Genomic DNA, 21840 nt, shown 5'->3' with positions numbered 1-21840 from the left:
CCATGACCGCACCGACGGCTGCCAAGCCGTGGTTCAGGCTCGACCGCCACGACGTGCGGTCGACCGTCCCGCCCGCGATCCGCGCCATGATGCAGAACGGCATCCTCGACCGGGTCTTCCAGGAAGCCCTGGTCCCGAACTTCATCTTCCCGGCAATCGCGGATGCGATGCCGTGGCAGGGCGGACTCGGCGACACCAAGACCTTCACCCGCAAGGGCCTGCTCGCCCCGGCGACCACCGCGATCACCGGCTCCGACACGTCGGCGGCCACGTACTCGATCGAGCAGTGGTCCGTGACGATGGACCAGTACGGTCAGGCCGTCGACACGAACATGCTGACCTCGGCGATGGCCCTGGCGAGCAAGTTCCTCGCCGACGTCGAGACCCTCGGCATCAACGCGGGTCAGTCCATCAACCAGATCGCCCGGAACAAGCTGTACAACGCCTACGCGGGCGGCCGGACCTGGGCGGCCTCGGCCACCACGTCGAGCGCGACCCTCCCGGTCAACAACTCAGCCGGCTTCGGCACCGTGCTGGTCAACGGCGTTCCGACCGCGGTGTCGGCGTCGAACCCGCTCAGCGTGACGGTGAACGGTGTCGGCAACACCGTGACCGGCGTCTCCGGGAACAGCCTCACCCTCGGTACGGCAATCTCGGCCACCGCAGGCTGGGCGGTCGTGGCGGCGAACGCCCCGGTGACGGTCCGGCCGACCGGCTCCACGGCCTACGACCTGGGCACCTCGAACACGGCGACGTTCGCGATGTTCCGGTCCGCGGTGACCCGCCTGCGGAAGATGAACGTTCCGACGGTGGGCGGCTATTACGTGGCGCACATCGACCCGGACACCGAGGCGCAGTTGTTCTCCGACAGCGACTTCAAGCAGGCGCTGCAGGGCCGGATCGACAGCCCCGTCTACCGGGATCTGTCGATCGGCCGGTTCGGCGGCATCGACTGGATCAGGAACATCGAGGCCCCGACCATCCTCGGCGGCTCGGCGGGCAACGTGACCGTGCACCGACCGCTCGTGCTCGGTGCGGGCGCCCTGGTGGCGGCTCCGTTCGAGGGCATGGGCAGCCTGCTCGCCGGCACCGGCGTGGAGGACGTACCCGACATCTCGATGATCGAGGCCGCTCCAGGCGTGCAGGTCGCGCGCATCGTCCGCCCTCCGCAGGACCGCCTGCAGCAGACCCTGTCTACCTCGTGGTCCTGGGTCGGCGACTACGGCGTCCCGTCGGACTCCACCACCGGTGACGCGGCCCTGTACAAGCGGGCCGTCGTGCTGGAGCACGCCTGACGAACCCCCGCCAGGGCAGGCGCGTGCTTGCCCTGGCGTCGTAAAGGAGGTTTCGCATGCGTGCTCGCGTGCTGGAGAACTTCGCGCCGTACTGGAACTACGGCGTGCACCCGCTGAAACAGGACGACGAGGTGAGTGGCGAGCTGGCCGCCTACCTGGTGTCCACGCACTCGCCCGTCGAGCCGATCGACGACGAGGCCCGCGCCCTGCGGGATGCCCCTGCCGAGGAGCCGCAGGAGCCGACCGGGCCGCCCGCAGAACTGGACATCGACGGCACCGCCGCTGACGTCCTGGCCTGGGTCGGCGAGGACCCCGAGCGGGCGTCCAAGGCGCTGGAGCAGGAGCAGGCGAAGGACAAGCCGCGTTCGACTCTGGTGAAACAGCTGGAGAAGCTCGCCGCTGCCGACGGCGAGTGAGGGGGAGGCTGCCATGGCATTGCCTCCGCTCGCCACGGCGGCCGACCTGCAAGCCGCTGGCGCCACGGGCTCGGATGCGGCGCTCGATCTGGCGCTGCGGCGGGCGTCGGCGCGGGTACGCCGCTACACCCGGCAGGACATCACGTTCGTCGAGAACGACTTGATCACCCTGCCGGGCGGGGAAAAGGTGCTTCGCCTGCCGCAGTACCCCCTCGTCGCCGACGACACTCACCCGCTCACGGTGGTCGAGATCGCGGATTTCAGCGGCATCGAGTGGAATGCGATCGAGAACCGCGACTACTCGCGGCTCGGGAACGAGTTGACCCGCGGCTATCCATGGCAGGCGCCAACCCGCCTCATGGGCTGGCCGTGGAACCGGGCGCAAGGGGTCTGGGCGCCGAAGGTCCGTATCACCTACAGCCACGGCTACAGCGAGGTGCCTGACGACATCGTTGACGTGGTCCTGGACCTGGCGACGATGAACCTGGCCAACCCCGAGAACCTGCGGCAGGTGTCGATCGATGACTATCAGCGCACGTTCGCGTCGGAGACGATCGGCAGCGCGGCCCTCACGAAGGCCCACAAGGAAGCGCTGCGGCCGTTCCGCCGACCGGCGTTCTCGGTGGTGACATCGTGAGCCTGCTGGATGCAACTCTCGCCGCTGGACGACGGGAGGCCGAGTCCCGGATGCGGGATACCGTCCGTCTCTACACCCAGGCCGCCGACGTGTTCGACCGGACGACCGGGCAGACCGTGCCGGGCGCGCAGACGACCCTGTACGAGGGCGTAGGCCGGGTGAAGCCGGTTGCTCAGGCGTCCGGTGTGGACACGGAGGCGGGCGAGCGCGAGGTGCGCCTGCTCGACTATCTGGTGTCCCTGCCCTGGTCTGTTCCGCTGCCGCCCGGTGCCCGCGTGCTGCCGGGCATGCGGATCGAGGTCACTACCTCCCAGGACTCCCGCATGGCCGGCCTCGTCCTGTGGGTGACCGGCGCCCAGTTCAGCGACCAGGCCACGGCCTGGCGGATCAACGCGGAGGACCGCTCCTGATGGACAACCGCTTCGACATGAGCGACGTGCGGGCGCTCCAGCGTCACCTGGCCCGCTCCGTTCCGCGGATACGGCGGGACGCCCGCGCGGTGGTCGCCCGGGGTGCACTGAATGTGAAACGGGACTGGTCGGCCAACGCGCGGGCGAGCAGCGGCCGGCACGCGCCCGCGTACCCGTCCAGCGTCTCCTACGACCTGCTGCCGATCGGCCCGAACGTGATCGATGCCGAGATCGGCCCGGACAAGACGCGAACGCAGGGCCCGCTGGGCAACCTGCTGGAGTACGGCAGCGTGCACAACCCGCCGCACAACGACGGCGGCCGGGCGCTCGCCGCCGAACTGCCCCGCTTCGAGGCGCAGATGGATGCTGTGGCCGCGCGCGGCCTGGCCTGGTGGTGAGTACCGTGACCACCCCCGATGTGCTGCCAGAGGTCGACGCCGTCCAGGCCGTCCTGGAGGCGGCCGGGCTCGCCGTTTACGTGGGCGGCGCCCCGACAACGGCCGGCTGGTCCCCGCCCGACAAGTACGCCGTCCTCTACCCCGACCCCGGCACGGCCGTCCGGGAGTCCCTGGCCGACGACCGTGACGGCCTGGCCGCCCTCATGCAGGTGACCTGCGTGGGCGCGACCGTCGAGCGGGCCCTGTGGGTGGCTGGCCGGGTTCGGACCGCGCTGGCGGTGCCGCTCGTCGTGGACGGGCGGGCGTGCTGGCGGCCGGAGGACCTCGGCGGGCCGCCAGTGCAGCGCGACGACGACGTCACCCCACCCGTTTGGTTCGTGCCGGTGCAATACCAGCTCCGCTCCACCCCCGCCTGAGGAGGCACCCCTTGGCAACCCTGTCCACCCAGGTCATCTCTCTGTCCGGCCTGAACCCGGCCTACGCCAACGCCACCAGCGGCGGGGACAAGTGCGAAGTAGGCGACCGAGTCTTCCTGCACGTGCAGAACGGCAGCGCCTCCAGCGTCACCGTGACACTCACGGCGACCGCGGCCGTGCGCGGCCAGGCCGTCTCCAACGTCACCGTGAGCGTCCCGGCCTCCGGTGAGCGGATGATCGGCCCGCTGAACAGCGACCTGCTGCAGAACCCGTCGGACGGCCTGTGCGCCATCGGCTACAGCGCGGCCACGACCGTGACCGTGGCCGCACTGCGTATCTGACCCCACCCACCACCGCCGAGCCCTGAGCCCCACGGCCAGGGCCTTTCTCATGCCCTGGAGGGCCCAATGGCTGACCTGATCAGCGACGGCAAGACCCGCGTGGCCTGGCTGTCGACCGTCGCGAACATCAACGCGCCGACCGTCGCCGAGCTGACCGCGGGCGCGGACTACACCAAGCGGATCACCCCCGACGGCCTGAAGCTGGACCCGAGCACGGCGGACGTCGACACGTCCTCGCTCGCCTCCACCTTCGACACCAAGACCACGGGCCGCGTGGGCTTCGACGTGGAGCTGACGTTCAAGCGCGGCGACACTGTGCAGGACGACGCTCCGTTCACCACGCTCAAGTACGGCGTGAGCGGGTTCCTGGTCGTGCGCCGCGGTATCGCCTACGCCACCGGCTGGACCACCGGTCAGAAGTGCGAGGTGTACCCGATCACCTGCGGTGAGCCGCAGAACAGCTCCCCGGCGGCGAACGAGGTCATGAAATTCGTGTCCCCGATGAAGGTCACGGACGCGCCGGCGACGTCGGCGACGGTCGCCTGATGGCGAGCATCACGGACATCCTGAAGCAGGCCAGGCCCCGGGAGCGCACCGTCATGGTGTGCATCCGGGGCGACCTGGCGGGCGAGGCCGAGCGCCTGACGGCGGAGCTGGCCCGCACGTCGGAGGACTGGGAGCCCGCCGACCTCACCGAGGAACATCCCGGCCGGGAGCTGGCGGCGCAGCTGAAGACGGTGCGGGAGCAGATCAAGGCGGCCGAGGTGCCGTTCCTGCTGCGGTACATCGGAGACCGGGCCTACTCCGATCTGCTGGCCGCGCACCCGTCGGACAAGGACACCGAGCTGTTCAACTCCGACACCTTCCCCCGAGCCCTGATCGCCGCCTCGTGCGTCGACCCGGTCATGAGCGAGGACCAGGCCGCCGACCTGTTCGAGGTCATCACGCAGGGCCAGATCAAGGCCCTCTTCGATGCCGCGTGGGACGTCCACAACTCGGCTGACGTCGTCCCTTTCTCGTTGGCCGCCTCCGCACTCCTGGCGGGCCTTGGCGGCGAGAGGTAGAGACCGCCCGGACCTGGGGCGTCCCCCGCTCCGTGTTCCTCGGCCGGGTGGTCGCCGACGGAGAGCCGCTGTGGCTTCCCGAGGACCGGGCCTGGGCGCTCGCCCTCGCCCACGTGGAGGCCGATTCCTGCCCGGAGTGCGGGCAGCCCTGGTCCGAAGCCACGGACCCCGCAAACGAGTTCGCGTTCCGGGCTGAGCTGGTGCGCTGCCACGCCTGCACGACGTCCGTCCGGACCGTGAAGGCGTACCAGGACAAGGGCGGGCAGAGCGAGGGCCTGCACGTCCACATCACCCGATGACGGCCGCACGCGGCCCTGACGCCCCAGGAGGTGGCCGGTGGCTGTCCGTACCGTGACCGTCCGGCTCCGCGCCGACGTCGCCCAGTACACCCGCAGCCTCAACCAGGCGTCCGACCGGACGTCCCGGCTCGCGGGCGCCGGTGCCCAGGTCGGGGCGGTCATGCTCACCGGCTTCGCCGTGGCCGCTGCCGCCGCCGCGAAGTTCGACAAGGCCATGTCGAACGTCAGGAGCGTTACCAACGGCACGTCGAAGGAGATGGCCGCGCTGCGGGCCGCCGCCCTGGAGGCGGGCAAGTCCACCCAGTACTCGGCGACGCAGGCCGCGGACGCCGAGGCCGAGCTGGCGCGCGCCGGCGTATCCGTCTCGGACATCACCGGCGGCGCCCTCAAGGGCTCCCTCGCCCTGGCGGCGGCCGGGCAGATGGACCTCGCCGACGCGGCCACCATCTCCGCCCAGGCCATGAACACGTTCGGGCTGAAAGGCAAGGACGTCACGCACATCGCGGACGTCCTCGCGTCCGGCGCAAACAAGTCCGCGGCCGACATGTCCGGCCTGGGGACGGCCATCAAGCAGGGCGGTCTGCTCGCCCACCAGACCGGCCTGTCCCTCGAAGACACGGTCGGCACGCTCGCCGCGTTCGCCGACCACGCCCTGGTCGGCTCCGACGCAGGCACGTCGCTGAAGGTCATGCTCCAGCGCCTGGTCCCGCAGTCCGACGAAGCCCGCCGGATGATGGACCAGCTGGGCTTCAGCGCCTACGACAGCCAGGGGCAGTTCGTCGGCCTGTCCAAGCTGGCCGGGAACCTTCAGAGCAGCTTCAAGAACCTCACCCCCGAGGCCCGCAACGCCGCCTTCGCGACCATCTTCGGATCGGACGCCGTCCGCTCGGCGACGATCCTGTACGAGCTGGGCGCCAAGGGCATCGACCGGTACGTCAGCAGCGTCAACGACTCTGGCGCGGCGGCGCGCACGGCCGCCCTCATGACCGACAACCTCCAGGGCGACCTGGAGCGGCTGCGCGGCGCCCTGGAGACCGCACTCATCGAGGGCGGATCCTCGGCCAACGGCGCGCTGCGGCAGATGGTCCAGTGGATCACCCGGCTGGTCGACGCCTACAACAGCCTGCCGTCGGGACTCCAGCACACGGTCACCCTGCTGACCGGCATCGGCGGTGCTGCCGGCATCGCCGCCGCGGGTGTGCTTCTGCTGCTGCCCCGGATCGCCGCGACCCGCACGGCGCTCGCATCCATGGGCGTCACCGCCGCCCGCACACGGGCCGCGATGCTCGGGCTGGGGCGCATGACGAACGTGGTGCTGGGGCTGGCGGCAGTCGGCTACGCGGTCAGTAGCGTCGCGGACAAGTTCGCCGAGACGCCGCCGAGCGTGTCCAAGCTGAAAGCGTCCATGGTCGACTTCGCCCAGCAGGGCAAGGTCACCGGCGAGGCGGCGGACAAGTTCGGCAGGGACTTGGACGGCGTGGGCGATGCCGCGGCCCGTATCGCCCACCCGTCCGTACTCAAGCGCACGAAGGATTTCTTCAGCACGTTCGACCCGTTCAGCAACACCGACCTGGACCGGGCCCGCGACAAGATCGACTCCATCGATAAGAGTCTGACGGACCTGGTCCAGTCGGGGCACGCAGACGTCGCTGCGAAGAACTTCAAGGCATACGCCGCAGCGGCGGAGAAAAGCGGTACCAGCACGGAGAAGTTCCGGTCCCTGCTGCCCGGTTACTCCGATGCGCTGCTCACGGCGGCCACGGACGGGAAGCTGGCCAAGGACAGCCAGGCCGCTCTCGGCGACGAAGCACTGACGACGGCCGACGCCCTCACGGAACAGAAGACCGCGGCCGAGGCACTGTCGGATGCACTGGACTCGCTCAACGGCAAGGCCATCTCGGCGGCGGAGAAGGAGATCTCGTTCCGGAACTCCATCGCTGATCTCACCGCGGCGGTGAAGGAGAACGGGACCAGCCTGGACGTCACCTCGGACAAGGGCCGGAAGGTGAAGTCCGCGTTCCTGGACGCGGCCCAGGCAGCGATGGCGCACGCCACCGCGGTCGCCGACCAGACCAACAGCCAGGCGAAGGGCCAGGCCGTGCTGGAGAGGGACATCAGCCTGCTCCGGCAGCAGATGAAGGCGGCCGACTTCTCCAAGGACGCCATCAACAAGCTGACGGCCGCCTACCTCCAGCTGCCTGCCTCGAAGACTACGGACGTCAGGGCGGACACCAAGGGCGCCCTCGCTGACCTGGAAGCGGTCAAGCAGAAGGTCGCCTCCACCAAGGGCAAGTCCATCACGGTCAACGCCCTGACCAAGTCGGCCGAGGACGCGCTGAAGTCCCTCGGCTTCAAGGTCACCCACATGAAGAACGGGAAGGTGTCCGTCACCATCCCGACCGGGCCGCCCAAGAACGCGATCTCGTCCATCCAGTCCGCGATCAACAACATGTCGGGGCGGAGCATCGGTATCGGCGTCTACACGACCGAGTACTACAAGAAGGTCCAGTCGGGCGGCGGATCCGGCCCGCAGGTCCCCGGGATGCCGGGGAGCGCGCGGGGTGGTCTCGTTCCCCGCTACACGACCGGCGGTGGTGTGCAGGCCGGTCCGAACGGGCTCATCCACGGCCCTGGAACGGGACGGTCCGACAGCATCCTGGCCTTTTTCGCCAGCGGTGCCGTGGGCCGGATCGCCAACACGGAGTTCGTCGTCAACGCGGCCAGCACCAAGCGGTACCTGCCGCTGCTGATGGCGATCAACCAGAACCGCATCCCCGGGTTCGCCGCCGGCGGCCTCGCGTCGGGTGGTATCCCCGGCTTCACCTACACGCCCTCCGGGCAGCCGGTGCTGGGCGGTCCGTCGGACGCCAAGCAGCGCTACGACCAGGAGGTCGAGGACCTCAAGAACGCCTGGAACGATCTCAACACGGCCCTGGCGAACCAGAAGAAGGCCGTCAACGACCTGAAGGCGGCGGAGAACAACCTGTCGAAGGTCCGGCGCGGCCACCACACCGCGGCGCAGCTGCGGGCCGCTCAGGAGAAGGTCGACGACGCGAGGGCGGCGAAGAAGAAGGCGGACACCACGGTCCGGACTGCCCGGAACAAGGTCAACGCCGCCGACAGGGAACTGGGGCTGAAGAACGGTGCGAAGGCGCCCACGTCGTTCAACCTCAGGGCATACGAGACCCAGCTGAACGAGTCCGTAGCCGCGACCGAGAAGTGGCGCAAGAACCTGACGAAGATCGGGCAGCGCGGCGGCAAGGAACTGCAGGCCATGCTGGCGGGCATGGGCGAGGACGGGTACGACCTCGTCAACGCCCTTGCGGGTGCCTCGGACAAGCAGTTCAAGTCCATCGTGGCCAAGCTCCAGAAGACGGGCGAGCTGGCCAAAGCGACGCTCGCGGACTTCACGAAGCAGCTGAGCGGCTCGACGAAGGAGTCCCAGCAGTTCGCCGCGGACTTGCAGAAGCTGGCCGCGCAGGGCTTCGGCGACCTCGCCCAGGCGCTGGCCGCCCAGGGCGACGCGTCCGCGATGACGCTGGCCCACGAGGCGGCCGGGAACAGCAAGTCGGCAAAGACGGCGAACGACCAGGTGAAGAAGGCGCAGTCGACGCTGACCGGCGAGGACCTCGCGAACAGCCTGGTCCTGCTGTCCACGCTGCGCGGCGGACCCGGCCGCGGGTTCGCCGACCTCATCGCCGCGGGCCTGGACGTGGCCACCATCCGCGCCCTGGTCCCGAAGATGACGGCGCAGATCAAAGCGCTCCCGCCCGTGAACCGGGACGAGTTCGCCAAGGAGTGGGTACAGCAGGGCGGGAAGGCCATGGCCGCCGGCGGCATCCTCACGGGCCCGGCGGTCGTCCTGGGCGGAGAGGCCGGGGTCCCGGAGTCCTGGATCCCGCTGAACAACTCCGCCCGCTCCCGGGCTCTGCTGGCGCAGTCCGCCACTGTCATGGGCTACCGGCTGGTGTCCGCGCGCCAGTACGGCAGCCCTGCCTCGGTGGCGTCCCTCGCCCGCGAGGTGACCCGGCAGGTCACCGTCAATCTGTATGGCGCCAAGCAGTCGGCCGCCGAGCAGGCGGCCGACATCGCCCGGCACCTCGCCTTCGTGGGCTGAAACAGAGAGGGGGAAGGGAATGCCCTACACGCCGGGTCCCGTCCTGGACGGGCTCCAGGCCACCCTGGGCGGCGTCGCCCTGGGGGCCGTCGACACTGCCGGGGTTGCCTGGTACCTCCAGAGTCTGGAGGGCTGGGACTCCCCGGATGTCCGCTCCGAGTGGACCGAACGGGAGGGTGACCACGGGGCATGGGCGTCCCCCGTCTACCTCGGCGCCCGGCCGATTACCCTGGGCGGCACGATCGTCGCGCCCTCCAGGGCCCTGCTGGAGCAGGCGATGGAGCAGGTGCGGGTGGCGGCCGGGCTGGCGGACACCGTGCTCACGGTGTGGGAGACCGTGCCGAAGCAGGCCACCGTCCGCCGCAGCGGCAAGCCGCTCATGCAGTACCTCACCGACACCACGGCCACGTTCTCGGTGATGGTGACGGCTGCCGATCCGCGCCGGTACGCGACCGCCGTGCAGTCGCTGGCCACCGGTCTGCCGGCCGTCACCGGCGGTCTGACTCTGCCCGCTGCCACGCCGTGGCTGCTGTCCGCGAGCGTGACCGACGGGCAGGTCCAGGCCGTCAACCAGGGCGACTTCGAGACCCGGCCGGTCCTTACAGTCACCGGGCCCGTGACCGCCCCACAGATCCAGGCGCAGATGCCGGACGGCAGCCTGCGCACCATGTCCTACGCGCAGGACCTCACGGACGGTGACGTCCTGGTCATCGACACCGACGCGCACGCGGTCACCCTCAACGGCAACGTCAGCCGCCGCAGGTTCCTGACGGTGCCGTCCGGCTGGCCCGTCATCCCGGCCGGCTCCGCGACCAGCTTCCTGTTCCGCTCCAGCGCCTACAGCCCGACCGCAACGCTGACCGCCACCTGGCGGTCGGCCTGGCAGTAAAAAAAAGGGGGGAGCACGCGCTATGGCGGACGCTCTGCCGAAATGGATCGACGGTCTCAGCTACACCGGGCTGAGCCTGCGCCGCGGTGACATCCTCACGGGCATGCACGACGGCACCGCCCTCGGGGTGCGGGCCGGTGTCCGGCCCGGGGGCGGCGGGCTGAGCGTGACCCTGTCCGGGAGCACCATCACCGTCACGGCCGGCGTGGCGATGGTGCAGTACCAGTCCGGGCAGGGCGTCTACCGGGCATGCTTGGCCTCGTCGACGAACGCGACGCTGACGGCCGCGCACGCCACCTTGTCCCGGATCGACCTGGTCTACCTGCGGGTGTGGGACAACGCGGTGGACGGCTCCGGCCTGAACCAGGCAGACGCCGTCTACCTGACCGGCACCCCCGCATCGTCGCCCGTCGCGCCGGCCCCGGGCGGAACGCAGATCTACATCCCGCTCGCCACGATCACCGTGCCCCCGGCGGGCGGCGGCTCGCCCACGGTCTCCACCGCGGTCACACCGTTCACGGTCGCCCCGGGCGGCATCCTGCCGTCCCCCACCGCGCCGGCCGCCCCGCACACCGGGCAGGCGTACTACGCGAGCGGGAACCTGATGCTGTTCAACGGCAGCAGCTGGGACACCTACCTCAAGGTGCCCGGAGCGTGGACGGCCTGGACACCTGCCTGGTCCACGTCCACCGGACTGCACCTGCCGTCGTTCGGGAACGCGGCGATCGACTGCCGGTACTCGAAACTCGGCCGGACCGTCCTGTACTACATGCACATCGTGTTCGGTACGACGACGAACTTCGGCAGCGGCGCGACCGCGGCCGACAACTGGACGCTCTCCATTCCGGTCCCCGCGGCAACCTCCGGGATCTCCATCGGCACCGCGAGCATCGAGCCGGGGCACAGCACCCGCGCATCGACCGCCATGGCCCAGGTCAACACGGACCTCACCACCACCAGCATCTACATGACCTCCCCCCGCGTGGACGGCACCACGGCCACCGGCGTCATCGACAGCGTCTCGCCCTTCACCTGGGGATCCGGGATGCGGCTCGAAGTGTCCGGCCAGTACGAGGCCGCATCGTGACCCCCGGCCCGTACACGCTCGCCTGGTACGGGTGCGACCTGCGCACCGGCGGCATCGTCGAGGACCTGCCCGCGCTCAGACCGGCCGGCGCCCTGTCCCGGAAGCTGGGCGTGTCCACCACCCTCCAGCTCGAACTGGCCCTCAGCGGCGCCCCGGACGAGTGGGAGTCGGCCACAGCACCCGGGCGGTCCCTGCTGGTCGCGGTCGACACGGCCACCGACACCCCCATCTGGGCCGGTGCGGTCCTGGCACGCGACGGCGGCAGCGCGGACACGGTGCAGCTCGGCGCGGCCACCCTGGAGGCGTATCTGGACGCCCGCTACCCGGGCACCCAGACCCTGCTCGGTACCGACCAGGCCACGGTCATCGCCGCGCTCGCCGCTCCGGCACTGACCGGGGGGCCGCCCATCGTCATCGACGCCGTGGCGACCGGTACCACGATGGACTACCTGGTCAGCGACGGCGACGACAAGACGGTCCTGTCCTGCCTGACCGAGGTCATGAACCTCGAAGGCGGCCCCGAGTGGACGATCGAGGTGGCCTGGAACGCCGGACACAACGGGTTCCAGTTCCCGCTCAGGGTGCGCAAACAGATCGGTACCCAGGCGCCATCGCCTGAGGCCGTCTTCGACTTCCCCGGCTGTGTTGCCGAGTACGTGCTGAGTGAGTCCTACGAAGCCGGGAAGGGCGCTACCCGGGTTATCGCCCGCGGCGAGGGAGAGGGCGAGTCCCGGCTGTCGTCCCCGCTGCAAGAGGCCACCGCCCTGACCTCCAACGGCTGGCCCGTCTGGGAGTACCGCTACACCCCCTCCACGGGGATCACTGACCCCAATCAGCTGACCGCTCACGCCTCGGGATCCCTCGCTCTGATGGCCCAGGGCGCCCAGGTGTGGACCATGCAGGCCACCGCCTCCCGGGCGCCGCGCGTGGGCGCCGACTGGAACCTGGGCGACACCGTCCGCCTCGCCATCGAGCACTCCCGCCGGCACCCGGCCGGAGCGGACACCGTCGCCCGCTGCTGGTCGTGGGAACTGGAGCCGGCCGCAGACCAAGTCCGCCCGATTCTCGTCGAGGAGGGCTGATGCCCCGCCAGCTCGACCAGCTGCCCGCCGACACCACCACACTGGCCCGCAGGATCCGGGACCTGGAACGGCAGGTGACGGAACTGCGGGCCTCCCGCCGCGCCGGCCACACCGCCGTCTCCGAAGGCGCCGTGACGGTCTACCGGCCAGGCAGCGGCATACCGGCTGCGCTGATGTCCCCGGACCTCGGCGACGGGAACGCCGGCTTCCAGACGAACGCCGACGACGGCACCTATGCCCGCCTGGAATCCGGTGAGATGACCTTCGGCGCCCGCGAGGTCAGCCAGTTCCTGCCCACCGGCATCCGGGCACGCGCCGTGGGCGGAACCCTGGACATCCAGTCCGGCATGATCTCCGGCGGTGCCCAGGCGCACATCCTCATGGTCTCCGGAGACAGCCCCCTCGCCCCCGGCAACGGCGCCCCCATGATCAGCCTGATGTGGGACGGCTCCGGCCAGAACGACATGATCGTGGACGTCTCCGGACTCCTGCTGCCCCGCAACATGGTCTGGGGCTCCGTCACCATCACCCCCTCCGCGGCGAACATCCCCACCTCGGTGACCGTGTCCGGACTCACCGTCCGCGGCGCCACCTTCACCGCCCAGGTCACCCCCGCGGCCAACACCCCCGGCACCCAGGTCACCGGAGTCGGCGCGACCAACGTCACGTCCTCCGGCCTGACCGTATGGCTCACCCGGACCAACCTCACCGCGACCACCGTCTACTGGGAGATCAAGGGCCAATGAGCAACGACGCCACCGACGACACCAGCCCGACCGATGTGGTGTTCGAGCCGGCCACCTGGTACGCGGTCACCGCCCGCGACAACACCCCGGCATGCCACAACTTCAACCGCACCTTCGACGTGAACCCCTTCTACTCCAACGACGGGAACTTCGTCCTCGTCCAGTGCGGCATATGCAGCCAGCCCATGGAGATCCTCACCGCAACCCGCCTGGATCCCCAGCCTGAAATGACCTGACCACCCCCACCACCGTCCGCCCCGCGCCACCCGGCCGGGGCCTTTCTGTCTGGAGGCCGCATGGCCACACCGATGTCCGCCGCCCAGTTCGCCGCGGCGCTGCGCGCCGAGGGCGTCACCGTCGTCGAGGTCGGCGACTGGGAGCACCACAACCGCAACGCCAAGGGCCCCTGGGGCCCGGTGAACGGCGTGATGATCCACCACACCGTCACCAAGGGCACCGACGCCACGGTGAAGATCTGTCGCGACGGCCACTCCGAGCTGCCCGGCCCGCTCTGCCACGGCGTCATCGCGAAGGACGGCCGCGTGCACCTCGTCGGCTACGGCCGCGCCAACCACGCGGGCCTGGGCGACGGCGACGTGCTCCAGGCCGTCATCGCCGAACGGCCCCTGCCGCCCGACAACCAGGCCAACACCGACGGCAACCCGCACTTCTACGGTTTCGAGTGCGAGAACCTCGGCGACGGCAAGGACCCGTGGCCCGCCGCCCAGCTGACGGCGATCGAGAGGGTGTCGGCCGCGATCTGCCGCCACCACGGGTGGAGCGAGCGCAGCGTGATCGGCCACCTGGAATGGCAGCCCGGCAAGGTCGACCCCCGCGGCTTCACCATGGCCTCGATGCGCGCCCGGATCGACAAGCGCCTCGGTGTCACGCCAGAGCCGAGCAATCCGCCGAAGCCCGCCCCGAAGCCGGTCGTCGACCTGTCCCGGCTGGTTGCCGCGGCCCGCACCGACCCGCGCGCCGCCCAGGGTCACCAGACCTACGCGGCTGGCGTCCGCCTCGTGGAGGCCGCGCTCCGCGCCGAGGGCCTGCTGGCCGCGCAGTACGCGAGCGATGGCAGCTTCGGCAGCACCACCGTGACCGCCTACGCCGCGTGGCAGCGGCGCCTCGGCTATTCCGGCTCGGCAGCGGACGGTGTCCCCGGCCGCACCAGCCTCTCGAAGCTGGGCGCTCGCCACGGCTTCACCATCACCAACTGACCCGCAAGGAGTCGACCATGAAGTTCCTCACCGACCTCGCCGAGCGCACGATCTCCACCTACCTGGAGGCGTTCCTCGGCCTGCTCCTGGCATCCAGCGTCGTCGACCTGTCCACGGCCAAGGCCGCCGCGGTCGCCGCGATACCGGCCGGCCTCGCCGTCATCAAGGGCGCCCTGTCCGGGGTCCTCGGCAAGCCTGCGACCGCGGCGGCCCTGCCGTCGAAGCCCAGCGTCTGAGCTGAAGCCCAGCACCATCCGATCGGAGCACCACCGTGGCCGATGAGCCGACTCTCGGCGAGGTCGTGAGGCGATTCGAGGACCGGCTCACCGACGTCCGCGACGACATCAAGCAGCTCGGCGAACGCATCGACACCAAGGTCAGCCAGGAGGTGTACGACCTGCGACACGAAGCGCTCGCGTCCCGGGTCGTGGCCTTGGAGACGCTACGGGAGAAGGACGCCGAGAAACTGGTTGCGACTCGGCGCTGGCTGATCGGTGCGGTCATCGTGCCGCTCGTCGGGATCCTGCTGCCCGTCATCATCCTGCTGACGCAAGGGGCGGGGGCGGGATGACACGGTCACAACTCCGCGCGGAGGAACGACGCTGGCGCCGCGGCGACTTCCTCACGGTCGCGGTCGCCATCCTCCTCGGCACCGTTCTGGCGTGGATCGTGCTCAGCATGCAGGGCCTCCGCCACGACCTGCGGACCGCGAACAGCGCGCGCGACGCGCTCGCCCAGCAAGTCGAGCGCCTCGGCGGCACACCGGTCGCCGGGCCGGCGGGCAGTCGCGGGCAGCCGGGGGAGTCGGTCGTGGGCCCGTCCGGAGCGCCGGGCGTCGAGGGCCCGCGGGGCGAGCCGGGGCCGACCGGATCACCCGGACCTTCGGGTTCGCCGGGCAAGGACGGTAGCGACGGCAAGGCCGGGGCGAGCGCCACGGGCCAGCCGGGCGCACCAGGCGCCACCGGCGCGGCGGGCCCAGCCGGACCCGCAGGATCCCAGGGCCAGCCCGGACCGGCCGGACCTCAGGGAGAGAAGGGCGACAAGGGAGACCCCGGGCCCGCCTGCCCGGCCGGCTACAGCCTTCAGCCCCCGGCCAGCGACCCGGACGCGCTGGTCTGCCGCCGGGACGCCCCGCAGCCGTCCAAGAAGAAGGGCGACGGCCTGCTGTCGCTGGGCCTCGATCCCACCCGCCGCCAGTATCCGTAGGAGACCGCATGCCCGAACCGCCCGCCCCGCTCCCGCTGCGCCGCGACACCAGCGCCGCGGACGTCGGCTCGCTGGTCCGCCTCGGCTGGACGGACCCGCCGCCCATACCGACGCCCGCAATCCAGCCGTTCCAGGAGCCGGTGTACGACCCGCCGCTCCCGCCGCTCGACGACGAACCCGCGTGACAGACGCCCCCGCTGCTGCCCCTCCCTGGGGCGGTGGCGGGGGCGTCTGTATGTCTAAGGGCTACGACTCCCCTGATTCGCCATCGAGCGCCCTCTCGCGCCGCCGCCGGTTCACGTACCGGTGCAGGTCGCTCACGATGACATCGGTCAGCGAACGCCCCTCCTCATTTGCCTCCGCCATGGCTGCAGCCCACAGCTCGTCAGGTACACGGATGTTCCGCAGCTTCGTCTGTCCTGTCGCTGGCCTGGCCATCTCCCCCCCTTGGGTGTGTAGGTACAGAAACTAGCATTCATCTGCCATGACCGCTTGACAAGGGTCTCGCGTGGATGCATTCTGTAGGTACAGAAACAACTGGCAAGCAGGGGAGATCGCCTTGAAGGTCATCGCTGGCATCGACTGGACCCTCGTCGTCAACTTCGACAACGACGGCACGCTGTGGGGCGTTGACAGCGTCGAGAACGCGGACGACATGATCGACCGGGAACGGGCCAACGGTCTGACGATCCATGAGTGGTTCGTCGCCGACCGCGCGGGCCTACCCATCCGCATCGTGCGGATCGCCGACCCCGAGTTCCTCGACACGATCTGCGTCTTCCCCGCCGAGTGCCCCTACTGCGGGGAGCCCGTCACCACTCTGAAGTGGACTCCCGACGAGCACCACGCGAAGTGCCCGCGCCACGACCCGCACTTCTGAGATGGCCCGCATGACGATGCCCCGGCTGAAGGAAGCAGCCGGGGCATCGCCCTGTCAGGGTACGCGTCCACTGGTCCCCCAACGCGCGGCTCGCGGCGTCCAGTTGAACCGAAGGACTCTCGATAACATGCCATATCGCGGGCATTATTTGGGCAGATTGTCCGACTCTCGCTCGGCCGCTTTCATGAGTAGTCGGATCTGCTCGCGCGTCCATCCGGTGATGCGAGCGACCTCCGCCTGGTCGCCGCGCTTGGGGTCCTGGCGCATGGCGGCAACGGCTTCGGCGCGCAGGTCTGTCCGGGCCGCGTCGAGCGCCGCCTCGGCCTCCCTGTAGCGCTGGGCTGCGAGTTCAAGTTTCGCGGTGTCCATGCGACACATCATGCCATCGGCTTGGCCAAGTCGCTAGGCCGAACCGCTTGACAATGCCAACACACTAGGCCAAACTTAGAGGCATAGGGGAGCGGCAGGGAGACGGAAATGACCAAGGGCCAGCAGTTCGCGAAGACCATGCGGAGCAACCTCGGCATCGGCGCCCGTACTCGGCGCTTCCGCAAGGGCGTTGACCTCCACGCCGAGATCCTCGACTGCATCCGCAACGCCACCTACTACCCCGGCTACTACACCGGGGAGCGCGCAGAACTCTTCCAGGCCGCATTCGGAGCCCAGGTCTCGTACACCAAGCACATCGCCGGATACCGTGCAGACGCCGCCGTGATCGCCCACATCAACGCCCTGTCGCCGTGGCAGTTCTGCACCCTGATCGGCGAGATGGTCGACGCCGGAATCAGCAACGTCGGCGACGGTGAGCGCTTCTTCGCCCAGCTCCGCACCGAGCTGTACGCCCAGGCCGCCTGATCACAGAAGTGAGTCCCAAGAGTGCGATGCCCCGGCTGAAGGAAGCAGTCGGGGCGCCACCTCGGTTACCCAATACAAGGAGGAAGCTGTGACCGCACTGCACTCAACCGTCAGCTGCACCGACGACCTTCGCGCCGCCGCCGAGCGGCTGCGCGACCTCGGCGACAAGGAGATCGCCCGCTCGGACGACCCGCTGACCGTGTTCCGCAACCTGTATGCCACTCTCGCCGCGCTCCGTGACGCCTGGCCCGCCCTCAGTGAGGCGGCCGGGTTCGAGGACTTCTTCAGTCAGGAAGACATCACATTCACCGACGACATCAAGCGCGGACTCCACCTCGCCGCCGACGGCTTGTGGTCCGCGCAGGACGCGATCTGACAGGCGGAACTGATGGCCGACCTCATCCCGCGCCAGCCGGACGCCACCCCAGCCGCCTACGACGCTGCGACGCTCGCCGTCCTCCACGCCATGGAAGAGGCAGCCGAGAAGCACCTCGACGCCATCCGCCCCCACAACACCAAACGGGGCTACGCCAACGACTGGGCGCTCTGGGAAGAGTTCCACGACTGGCTCGCCGAACGCACCGGGCACCGGCTCCCGTTGACCGCCGTCACCAAAGGCACCCTCGTCGGATTTGTCGTCTGGCTCGACACCATCAAGCTCGCCGCGCCCAACAGCATCGACAGGCGGATCACCGGCGTCACCGTCACCGCGAGGAACGAGCACAGCGTTGAAGTCCCCAAGGCGGCCACCGTCGCCGCCCGGCAGGCCCTCAAGCCGCTGAAGAACGACCCCGAGCGCGTGGCGCGCGGCCGTGGGAAGGCAGCCGCCGTCACCCCCGAACAGCTACGGCAGATGAACGCCGCCGTCGCCGACGGACTCACCGGACTCCGCGATCGCGCGCTCTGGCTCGTGGCCTTCGCCATCGCCGGACGCTCTGCCGAAGTCGCCGCGCTCCGGGCCGAAGCGATCGTCCACGTCAGCCAAGGTCTCGAAGTCCACGTCCCCGCCGTCAAGGGACGCCCGCCCCGCGACGTCGTCGTCCACTACGGCACGAACCCCGACACCTGCCCCGTCCGCGCATGGCTCACCTGGAGCACCACCGCAAGCATCACCAGCGGCCCCGCCTTCCTGCCCATCGACGTCTGGGGCCACCTCGGCGACCGCCCGCTTTCCCCGGAAGCTGTCCGGGAGATCATTGCCCGCAACGCCGAACGTGCCGGGCTCTCCGTCCGGCTGACCGGGCACAGCATGCGCGCCGGATTCATCACCACGTCGCGCCGCGCAGGGAAGCGCGAGGAGAAGATCCGCGAACAGTCCGGGCACGCTGAGAACAGCCCAGCCTTCTGGGGGTACATCCGCGAAGCCGACAAGTGGACCGACGCCGCATCCGAGGACATCGGCCTCTGAGCACACCAACGCCCCCGCAGCCGTTGTCTGGCTGCGGGGGCGCTGCGCTGTCTGGGGTTCATCCCCAGCCGGCGTCGCCGTATCCCCAGGTCGTGTCGTCGCTCATCGCCCCTCCTCGTATTGGTGCGGCCTGCCGAGGGGTTCCCCACGCCCCTGAGGGGCGCTGCGAACGAGGCAGGCCGCCCGCATACGGTACGCGGAAGGAGCCCGTCCCGTCAGCCCTCGTGCCACACTGACCGCAGCCCGCCAGGCTCCCCCGTCTTGGCGGGCTGGCTCCGTCCTGAGGGACCTACTTCTCCAGCAGCCCCAGCTTCGTGTCCGGTCGGCAGAACTCGCAGGGCGCCGCGCCCACGAACTCCTCGGTGAGTGCCAGCCGCGCTTGCTGGGCGTCTATCTCGCTGGTCTGGCCGTGCACCATGGTGCAGTCCCATGTGTGGATGAGCGGGGGCTCTGGGTGCGACGGGTGGATCTTGGATTGCAGCCGGTACGTGCCCGGCCGCGCGGTGGGCTGCCGTGGCGGGTCGGGCTGCCGCTTTCGTTGCGCAGGCGCAGGCGCAGGCTCGGCCGCGGTGAGGGCGCGGCGTACTACGTCTCGCTGAAGGCGCAGGTAGATGCCGACGGTCTCGTTGTCGGCCAGCTGCTGTTCGAGGTGCGCCAGGATCGCGCGGAGACGCGGAGGATCAGGCGGCAACTCGGGCATGAGTTCGATTCTAGAGCGATGTCTGCCACCATGGGCACGTGACCATTCCTGAGCGCTACCGCCTCACCCTCACCGTCGCCGGCCGACCGGTGCAGCACGGCTGGTGGGCGAGCGAGGCAGTCGCGCGCGGCAAGTTCGCGAGCTGGGTCGGCGAGTGGGGCAGGCCCGGGGCACGGATCACCCTCACTGACGAGGTCACCGGCGAGACGTTGACGACCTGGCCGAACGCCGAGTGATCTCTGCCATCCTGGCCGCATGGCCCACCGCCCGTACCCGAACGTCAACCGCGCCCTGCGGCAGCTGGCCCGCAGCTCTCGCCCGCGGCGTCGACTGCCAGCCGCCCGCCTGCCACAGCGCCCGTACCCCGTGGACGAGTACCGGCTGACGACGCGACCCGGCATTGTCGGTGGCGGCTCGTAGGCTGGTCGCCCCGCCCGGCGTGATGCACCGGGCGGGGCGCCGCCGCGTCAGCCCTCCGGGTGCCGGACGGCCTTCTTCAGCACCTCTTCGACCTCCAGCCGCGACCGCCCGGCCTGCTCGGCGAACGCCAGCATGCCCTCGTGTACGGCGGCGGCCTGCTCGACGGTGAGGCTCCCGGCTTGGATCGCAGCCCAAGCCTCGCGCTCGGCGGCCAGCAGGGTGTCGGGGAGGTCTATGTCGCTCACGGACCGGATCCTAAGCCGCAGCCGGAATCTCCCCGCGCACAGCCTCCACCCACTCATCCCGCAGCTGCTGATAGCGGTCCCGGGTCGGCCCCCACAGCCAGCCGCCCGTCTCCTGCATCAGGGCGCGGATCTCCGCCTGCACGACCACGGCGGGCCGCGCTGGGATCGCGGGCGGGGGAGCGGGGGACATGCCGCTGATCGTATCGGCGGGGTCTGACAGCAGGCTACGAATGCGGCTCGACGAAGCTGCCGAGCCCGACTTCCGTGCGCACCCAGCCCTCCGCCTTGAGATGAGCGAGCACCTTCTGTGCAGTGCTCGCAGCGACCTCGAACTCGGTGGAGATCTCGACAACGCTCGGCACGCGAGACCCGGCCGGATACGTCCCGTCCTCGATGCGGCCCTGGATGACGGCCACGATCTGCCGCCAGATCGGCCGAGTCCGATCAAGATCAACGCTCACACAGTTGACCGTAGGTATCTGCGGTGTACCGCGCGACCGCAGTAAGGTGCGGTAGACCGCAGTAGACCTGCGGCAGCAAAGACCCCCGCGACCGCGGACACGGCCCGGGGGCATGGCCGACGAGCGGAGCGTCGACGATGACTCAGCCTACGGACCGACCGGTCACGCGACAGCCCCTCGACGACCTCATCGCCGAGGCCGCCGCCGCAACCGGCATCCTCCCCACCATCGATCGCTGCCACCAGCTCAACCGGGAGCTGCGTGCCGCCCTGGCCGACCTCGCCAGCCAGGCCCGCACGCGACAGGCTGCCGCCGGGGATCGGTCCCGGGACTGGTACCGATACGACCGGCTCCTCACCGACACTGCTGGCGTCCTCGGCCAGGGCCTGGGGTACGGCCTGCTGTCAGCAGCCCTGCACGTGTCCGCACTTGGCCGGCAAGCCCAAGCCCTCGCCGACGGGCTCACCGAGCAGCAGACCTGAGCCTTGGCCAGGGTGGGCGCGGATGGTGACGGTTTCACACCCCGTGTAAAGAGACCACACGCGAACGCTCGTGACACGGCTTCCCCCTTTGCCTGACGCGATGTTGACTCACAGTCAGGCCGGTAACGCTCTGGCATATGCCGCACGACTCGCTGTAATCTGCATGTGGAGAATCGAACGCACGTTCGTGAACTCCATGGGCAATACCAAGACGGGAGACCTAGATGGACCGCCAGCAGATCCTCGACCTGTATCCCTGGGGCGACGGGATCTGCTTCCGGCATCCAGGGAGAGGTGAAGTGCTAACCGCCCACGTGAAGACGGTCCGACCTGCTGCCGGTGGCATCAACGACATCCGCGCCTGCGAGGAGTGCGTCCTGGAGATGGAGGCCGTGCGGGCGGAGGCGGCCCGGCGGCGGGGTGGCGGCTACGTTCCAGGCTGCCTTGAGGGCGGGGGATAGATGCTGGTGAGCGCGTGTAGCAAGGTAAGTCTGTGGGGAGTCGCTGGGGAGAATCTGATGACTGGGGGGTCGCTGGGGAGATCCACGATGAACGCTTGTGCTATTTCATGCTCCCCTATGTCGTGCTGTGCTTGACTAAGTTATGCAGGTCAGACGGCATTTGGGCGCTCGCGGACACATCGCCGCAGAAACCGGCGCCATGCGCAGTCATACGGAGAACATCTGGCTCAGGACCAAGCGGTACAACGCCAGTGGAACGGTGGCCTCGGGCACCGGCGGGGTCTGCTACCTCTACTTCCCGGCGCAGC

The 21840-nt window shown here is 69.8% G+C and carries 33 protein-coding genes; 28 read left to right on the top strand and 5 right to left on the bottom strand.

Translation table 11 applies throughout. The features are described 5' to 3' along the window. The first annotated feature begins 2 nt into the window (after positions 1-2). The 22 genes from ACFC09_RS36025 (at position 3) to ACFC09_RS35920 (ending at position 16500) form a co-directional block, all read left to right on the top strand. Positions 3-1295 (top strand): hypothetical protein, encoded by a 1293-nt coding sequence (locus ACFC09_RS36025; protein WP_376535490.1) that lies wholly within the window; start codon positions 3-5, stop codon positions 1293-1295. A 56-nt stretch (positions 1296-1351) separates the two neighbouring features. Continuing rightward, the gene (locus ACFC09_RS36020) at positions 1352-1711 is read left to right on the top strand and encodes a hypothetical protein (protein ID WP_376535488.1); all 360 of its coding nucleotides are present in this window, start codon (positions 1352-1354) and stop codon (positions 1709-1711) included. A 13-nt stretch (positions 1712-1724) separates the two neighbouring features. Next, entirely contained in the window at positions 1725-2348 is a 624-nt protein-coding gene (locus ACFC09_RS36015; protein ID WP_376535486.1) for a hypothetical protein, read from the top strand. Further along, the gene (locus tag ACFC09_RS36010) at positions 2345-2758 is read left to right on the top strand and encodes a DUF6093 family protein (protein ID WP_376535484.1); all 414 of its coding nucleotides are present in this window, start codon (positions 2345-2347) and stop codon (positions 2756-2758) included. The genes ACFC09_RS36015 and ACFC09_RS36010 overlap by 4 nt, the downstream gene beginning before the upstream one ends. After that, positions 2758-3156, top strand: a complete 399-nt coding sequence (locus ACFC09_RS36005) for a hypothetical protein (protein WP_376535482.1) — start codon at positions 2758-2760, stop codon at positions 3154-3156. The genes ACFC09_RS36010 and ACFC09_RS36005 overlap by 1 nt, the downstream gene beginning before the upstream one ends. 5 nt (positions 3157-3161) lie before the next feature. Next, positions 3162-3572 carry a hypothetical protein gene (locus tag ACFC09_RS36000; protein ID WP_376535480.1) on the top strand — a complete coding sequence of 137 codons (411 nt, stop codon included), beginning with the start codon at positions 3162-3164 and terminating at the stop codon, positions 3570-3572. Positions 3573-3583: 11 nt separating this feature from the next. Further along, positions 3584-3913, top strand: a complete 330-nt coding sequence (locus ACFC09_RS35995) for a hypothetical protein (RefSeq protein WP_376535478.1) — start codon at positions 3584-3586, stop codon at positions 3911-3913. A 66-nt stretch (positions 3914-3979) separates the two neighbouring features. Then, the gene (locus ACFC09_RS35990; protein WP_376535476.1) at positions 3980-4459 is read left to right on the top strand and encodes a hypothetical protein; all 480 of its coding nucleotides are present in this window, start codon (positions 3980-3982) and stop codon (positions 4457-4459) included. Beyond that, positions 4459-4977, top strand: coding sequence for a hypothetical protein (locus ACFC09_RS35985; protein WP_376535474.1), 519 nt, complete (start codon positions 4459-4461; stop codon positions 4975-4977). Before ACFC09_RS35990 ends, ACFC09_RS35985 begins: the two co-directional genes overlap by 1 nt. A gap of 47 nt (positions 4978-5024) precedes the next feature. Further along, positions 5025-5276: a hypothetical protein gene (locus ACFC09_RS35980; protein WP_376535472.1), complete on the top strand. Its 252-nt coding sequence runs from the start codon at positions 5025-5027 to the stop codon at positions 5274-5276. Between the two features lie 37 nt (positions 5277-5313). Beyond that, positions 5314-9393, top strand: a complete 4080-nt coding sequence (locus ACFC09_RS35975) for a phage tail tape measure protein (RefSeq protein ID WP_376535470.1) — start codon at positions 5314-5316, stop codon at positions 9391-9393. A gap of 19 nt (positions 9394-9412) precedes the next feature. Beyond that, positions 9413-10282 (top strand): hypothetical protein, encoded by an 870-nt coding sequence (locus tag ACFC09_RS35970; protein ID WP_376535468.1) that lies wholly within the window; start codon positions 9413-9415, stop codon positions 10280-10282. 22 nt (positions 10283-10304) lie between these two features. Continuing rightward, positions 10305-11369, top strand: a complete 1065-nt coding sequence (locus tag ACFC09_RS35965; RefSeq protein WP_376535466.1) for a hypothetical protein — start codon at positions 10305-10307, stop codon at positions 11367-11369. Beyond that, entirely contained in the window at positions 11366-12451 is a 1086-nt protein-coding gene (locus ACFC09_RS35960; protein WP_376535464.1) for a hypothetical protein, read from the top strand. The genes ACFC09_RS35965 and ACFC09_RS35960 overlap by 4 nt, the downstream gene beginning before the upstream one ends. Beyond that, positions 12451-13197 (top strand): hypothetical protein, encoded by a 747-nt coding sequence (locus ACFC09_RS35955; protein WP_376535462.1) that lies wholly within the window; start codon positions 12451-12453, stop codon positions 13195-13197. The genes ACFC09_RS35960 and ACFC09_RS35955 overlap by 1 nt, the downstream gene beginning before the upstream one ends. Beyond that, positions 13194-13433: a hypothetical protein gene (locus ACFC09_RS35950; RefSeq protein ID WP_376535460.1), complete on the top strand. Its 240-nt coding sequence runs from the start codon at positions 13194-13196 to the stop codon at positions 13431-13433. Before ACFC09_RS35955 ends, ACFC09_RS35950 begins: the two co-directional genes overlap by 4 nt. Positions 13434-13493: 60 nt before the next feature. After that, the gene (locus tag ACFC09_RS35945) at positions 13494-14414 is read left to right on the top strand and encodes an N-acetylmuramoyl-L-alanine amidase (protein ID WP_376535458.1); all 921 of its coding nucleotides are present in this window, start codon (positions 13494-13496) and stop codon (positions 14412-14414) included. Between the two features lie 17 nt (positions 14415-14431). Continuing rightward, positions 14432-14650: a hypothetical protein gene (locus ACFC09_RS35940; RefSeq protein ID WP_376535456.1), complete on the top strand. Its 219-nt coding sequence runs from the start codon at positions 14432-14434 to the stop codon at positions 14648-14650. Between the two features lie 35 nt (positions 14651-14685). Then, entirely contained in the window at positions 14686-14985 is a 300-nt protein-coding gene (locus tag ACFC09_RS35935; RefSeq protein WP_376535454.1) for a hypothetical protein, read from the top strand. Next, the gene (locus ACFC09_RS35930) at positions 14982-15620 is read left to right on the top strand and encodes a collagen-like protein (protein ID WP_376535452.1); all 639 of its coding nucleotides are present in this window, start codon (positions 14982-14984) and stop codon (positions 15618-15620) included. Before ACFC09_RS35935 ends, ACFC09_RS35930 begins: the two co-directional genes overlap by 4 nt. A gap of 8 nt (positions 15621-15628) precedes the next feature. Continuing rightward, positions 15629-15805 carry a hypothetical protein gene (locus ACFC09_RS35925; protein ID WP_376535450.1) on the top strand — a complete coding sequence of 59 codons (177 nt, stop codon included), beginning with the start codon at positions 15629-15631 and terminating at the stop codon, positions 15803-15805. Between the two features lie 374 nt (positions 15806-16179). After that, a complete protein-coding gene (locus ACFC09_RS35920; protein WP_376535448.1) occupies positions 16180-16500 on the top strand; it encodes a hypothetical protein in 321 nt (106 codons plus the stop codon). A gap of 144 nt (positions 16501-16644) precedes the next feature. Here ACFC09_RS35920 and ACFC09_RS35915 read toward each other — a convergent pair whose 3' ends face one another. Then, on the bottom strand, positions 16645-16869 hold the full coding sequence (locus ACFC09_RS35915) for a hypothetical protein (RefSeq protein ID WP_376535446.1): 225 nt from the start codon (positions 16867-16869) through the stop codon (positions 16645-16647). A 108-nt stretch (positions 16870-16977) separates the two neighbouring features. On the opposite strand from ACFC09_RS35915, the gene ACFC09_RS35910 reads away from it, so the two are divergent. The 3 genes from ACFC09_RS35910 to ACFC09_RS35900 all read left to right on the top strand — a co-directional run bounded on the left by ACFC09_RS35910 (position 16978) and on the right by ACFC09_RS35900 (position 18763). After that, entirely contained in the window at positions 16978-17355 is a 378-nt protein-coding gene (locus ACFC09_RS35910; protein ID WP_376535444.1) for a hypothetical protein, read from the top strand. An 88-nt stretch (positions 17356-17443) separates the two neighbouring features. Beyond that, a complete protein-coding gene (locus ACFC09_RS35905; RefSeq protein ID WP_376535442.1) occupies positions 17444-17731 on the top strand; it encodes a hypothetical protein in 288 nt (95 codons plus the stop codon). A gap of 12 nt (positions 17732-17743) precedes the next feature. Next, entirely contained in the window at positions 17744-18763 is a 1020-nt protein-coding gene (locus ACFC09_RS35900; protein WP_376535440.1) for a tyrosine-type recombinase/integrase, read from the top strand. 289 nt (positions 18764-19052) lie between these two features. Here ACFC09_RS35900 and ACFC09_RS35895 read toward each other — a convergent pair whose 3' ends face one another. Next, positions 19053-19463: a DUF6233 domain-containing protein gene (locus tag ACFC09_RS35895; protein ID WP_376535438.1), complete on the bottom strand. Its 411-nt coding sequence runs from the start codon at positions 19461-19463 to the stop codon at positions 19053-19055. 38 nt (positions 19464-19501) lie between these two features. On the opposite strand from ACFC09_RS35895, the gene ACFC09_RS35890 reads away from it, so the two are divergent. Then, on the top strand, positions 19502-19699 hold the full coding sequence (locus tag ACFC09_RS35890) for a hypothetical protein (protein WP_376535436.1): 198 nt from the start codon (positions 19502-19504) through the stop codon (positions 19697-19699). Between the two features lie 231 nt (positions 19700-19930). Here the strand turns inward: ACFC09_RS35890 and ACFC09_RS35885 are convergent, their stop codons facing one another. Genes ACFC09_RS35885 through ACFC09_RS35875 form a run of 3 tightly spaced genes read right to left on the bottom strand, consistent with a single transcriptional unit; the run spans position 19931 to position 20589 of the window. After that, complete coding sequence (locus ACFC09_RS35885) at positions 19931-20128, bottom strand: hypothetical protein (RefSeq protein WP_376535434.1); 198 nt, start codon at positions 20126-20128, stop codon at positions 19931-19933. 10 nt (positions 20129-20138) lie between these two features. After that, complete coding sequence (locus tag ACFC09_RS35880) at positions 20139-20318, bottom strand: hypothetical protein (RefSeq protein WP_376535432.1); 180 nt, start codon at positions 20316-20318, stop codon at positions 20139-20141. Between the two features lie 34 nt (positions 20319-20352). Beyond that, positions 20353-20589 (bottom strand): GntR family transcriptional regulator, encoded by a 237-nt coding sequence (locus ACFC09_RS35875; RefSeq protein ID WP_376535430.1) that lies wholly within the window; start codon positions 20587-20589, stop codon positions 20353-20355. Between the two features lie 137 nt (positions 20590-20726). On the opposite strand from ACFC09_RS35875, the gene ACFC09_RS35870 reads away from it, so the two are divergent. Next, positions 20727-21071 carry a DUF6415 family natural product biosynthesis protein gene (locus tag ACFC09_RS35870; RefSeq protein ID WP_376535428.1) on the top strand — a complete coding sequence of 115 codons (345 nt, stop codon included), beginning with the start codon at positions 20727-20729 and terminating at the stop codon, positions 21069-21071. A gap of 224 nt (positions 21072-21295) precedes the next feature. Further along, the gene (locus tag ACFC09_RS35865; RefSeq protein WP_376535426.1) at positions 21296-21532 is read left to right on the top strand and encodes a hypothetical protein; all 237 of its coding nucleotides are present in this window, start codon (positions 21296-21298) and stop codon (positions 21530-21532) included. Positions 21533-21840 lie beyond the last annotated feature (308 nt).

The organism is Streptomyces sp. NPDC056161, assembly GCF_042268025.1.
Taxonomy (GTDB): domain Bacteria; phylum Actinomycetota; class Actinomycetes; order Streptomycetales; family Streptomycetaceae; genus Streptomyces.
Note: the sequence above shows the minus strand (reverse complement) of the source record. Positions and strands in the feature narration are given on the sequence as shown.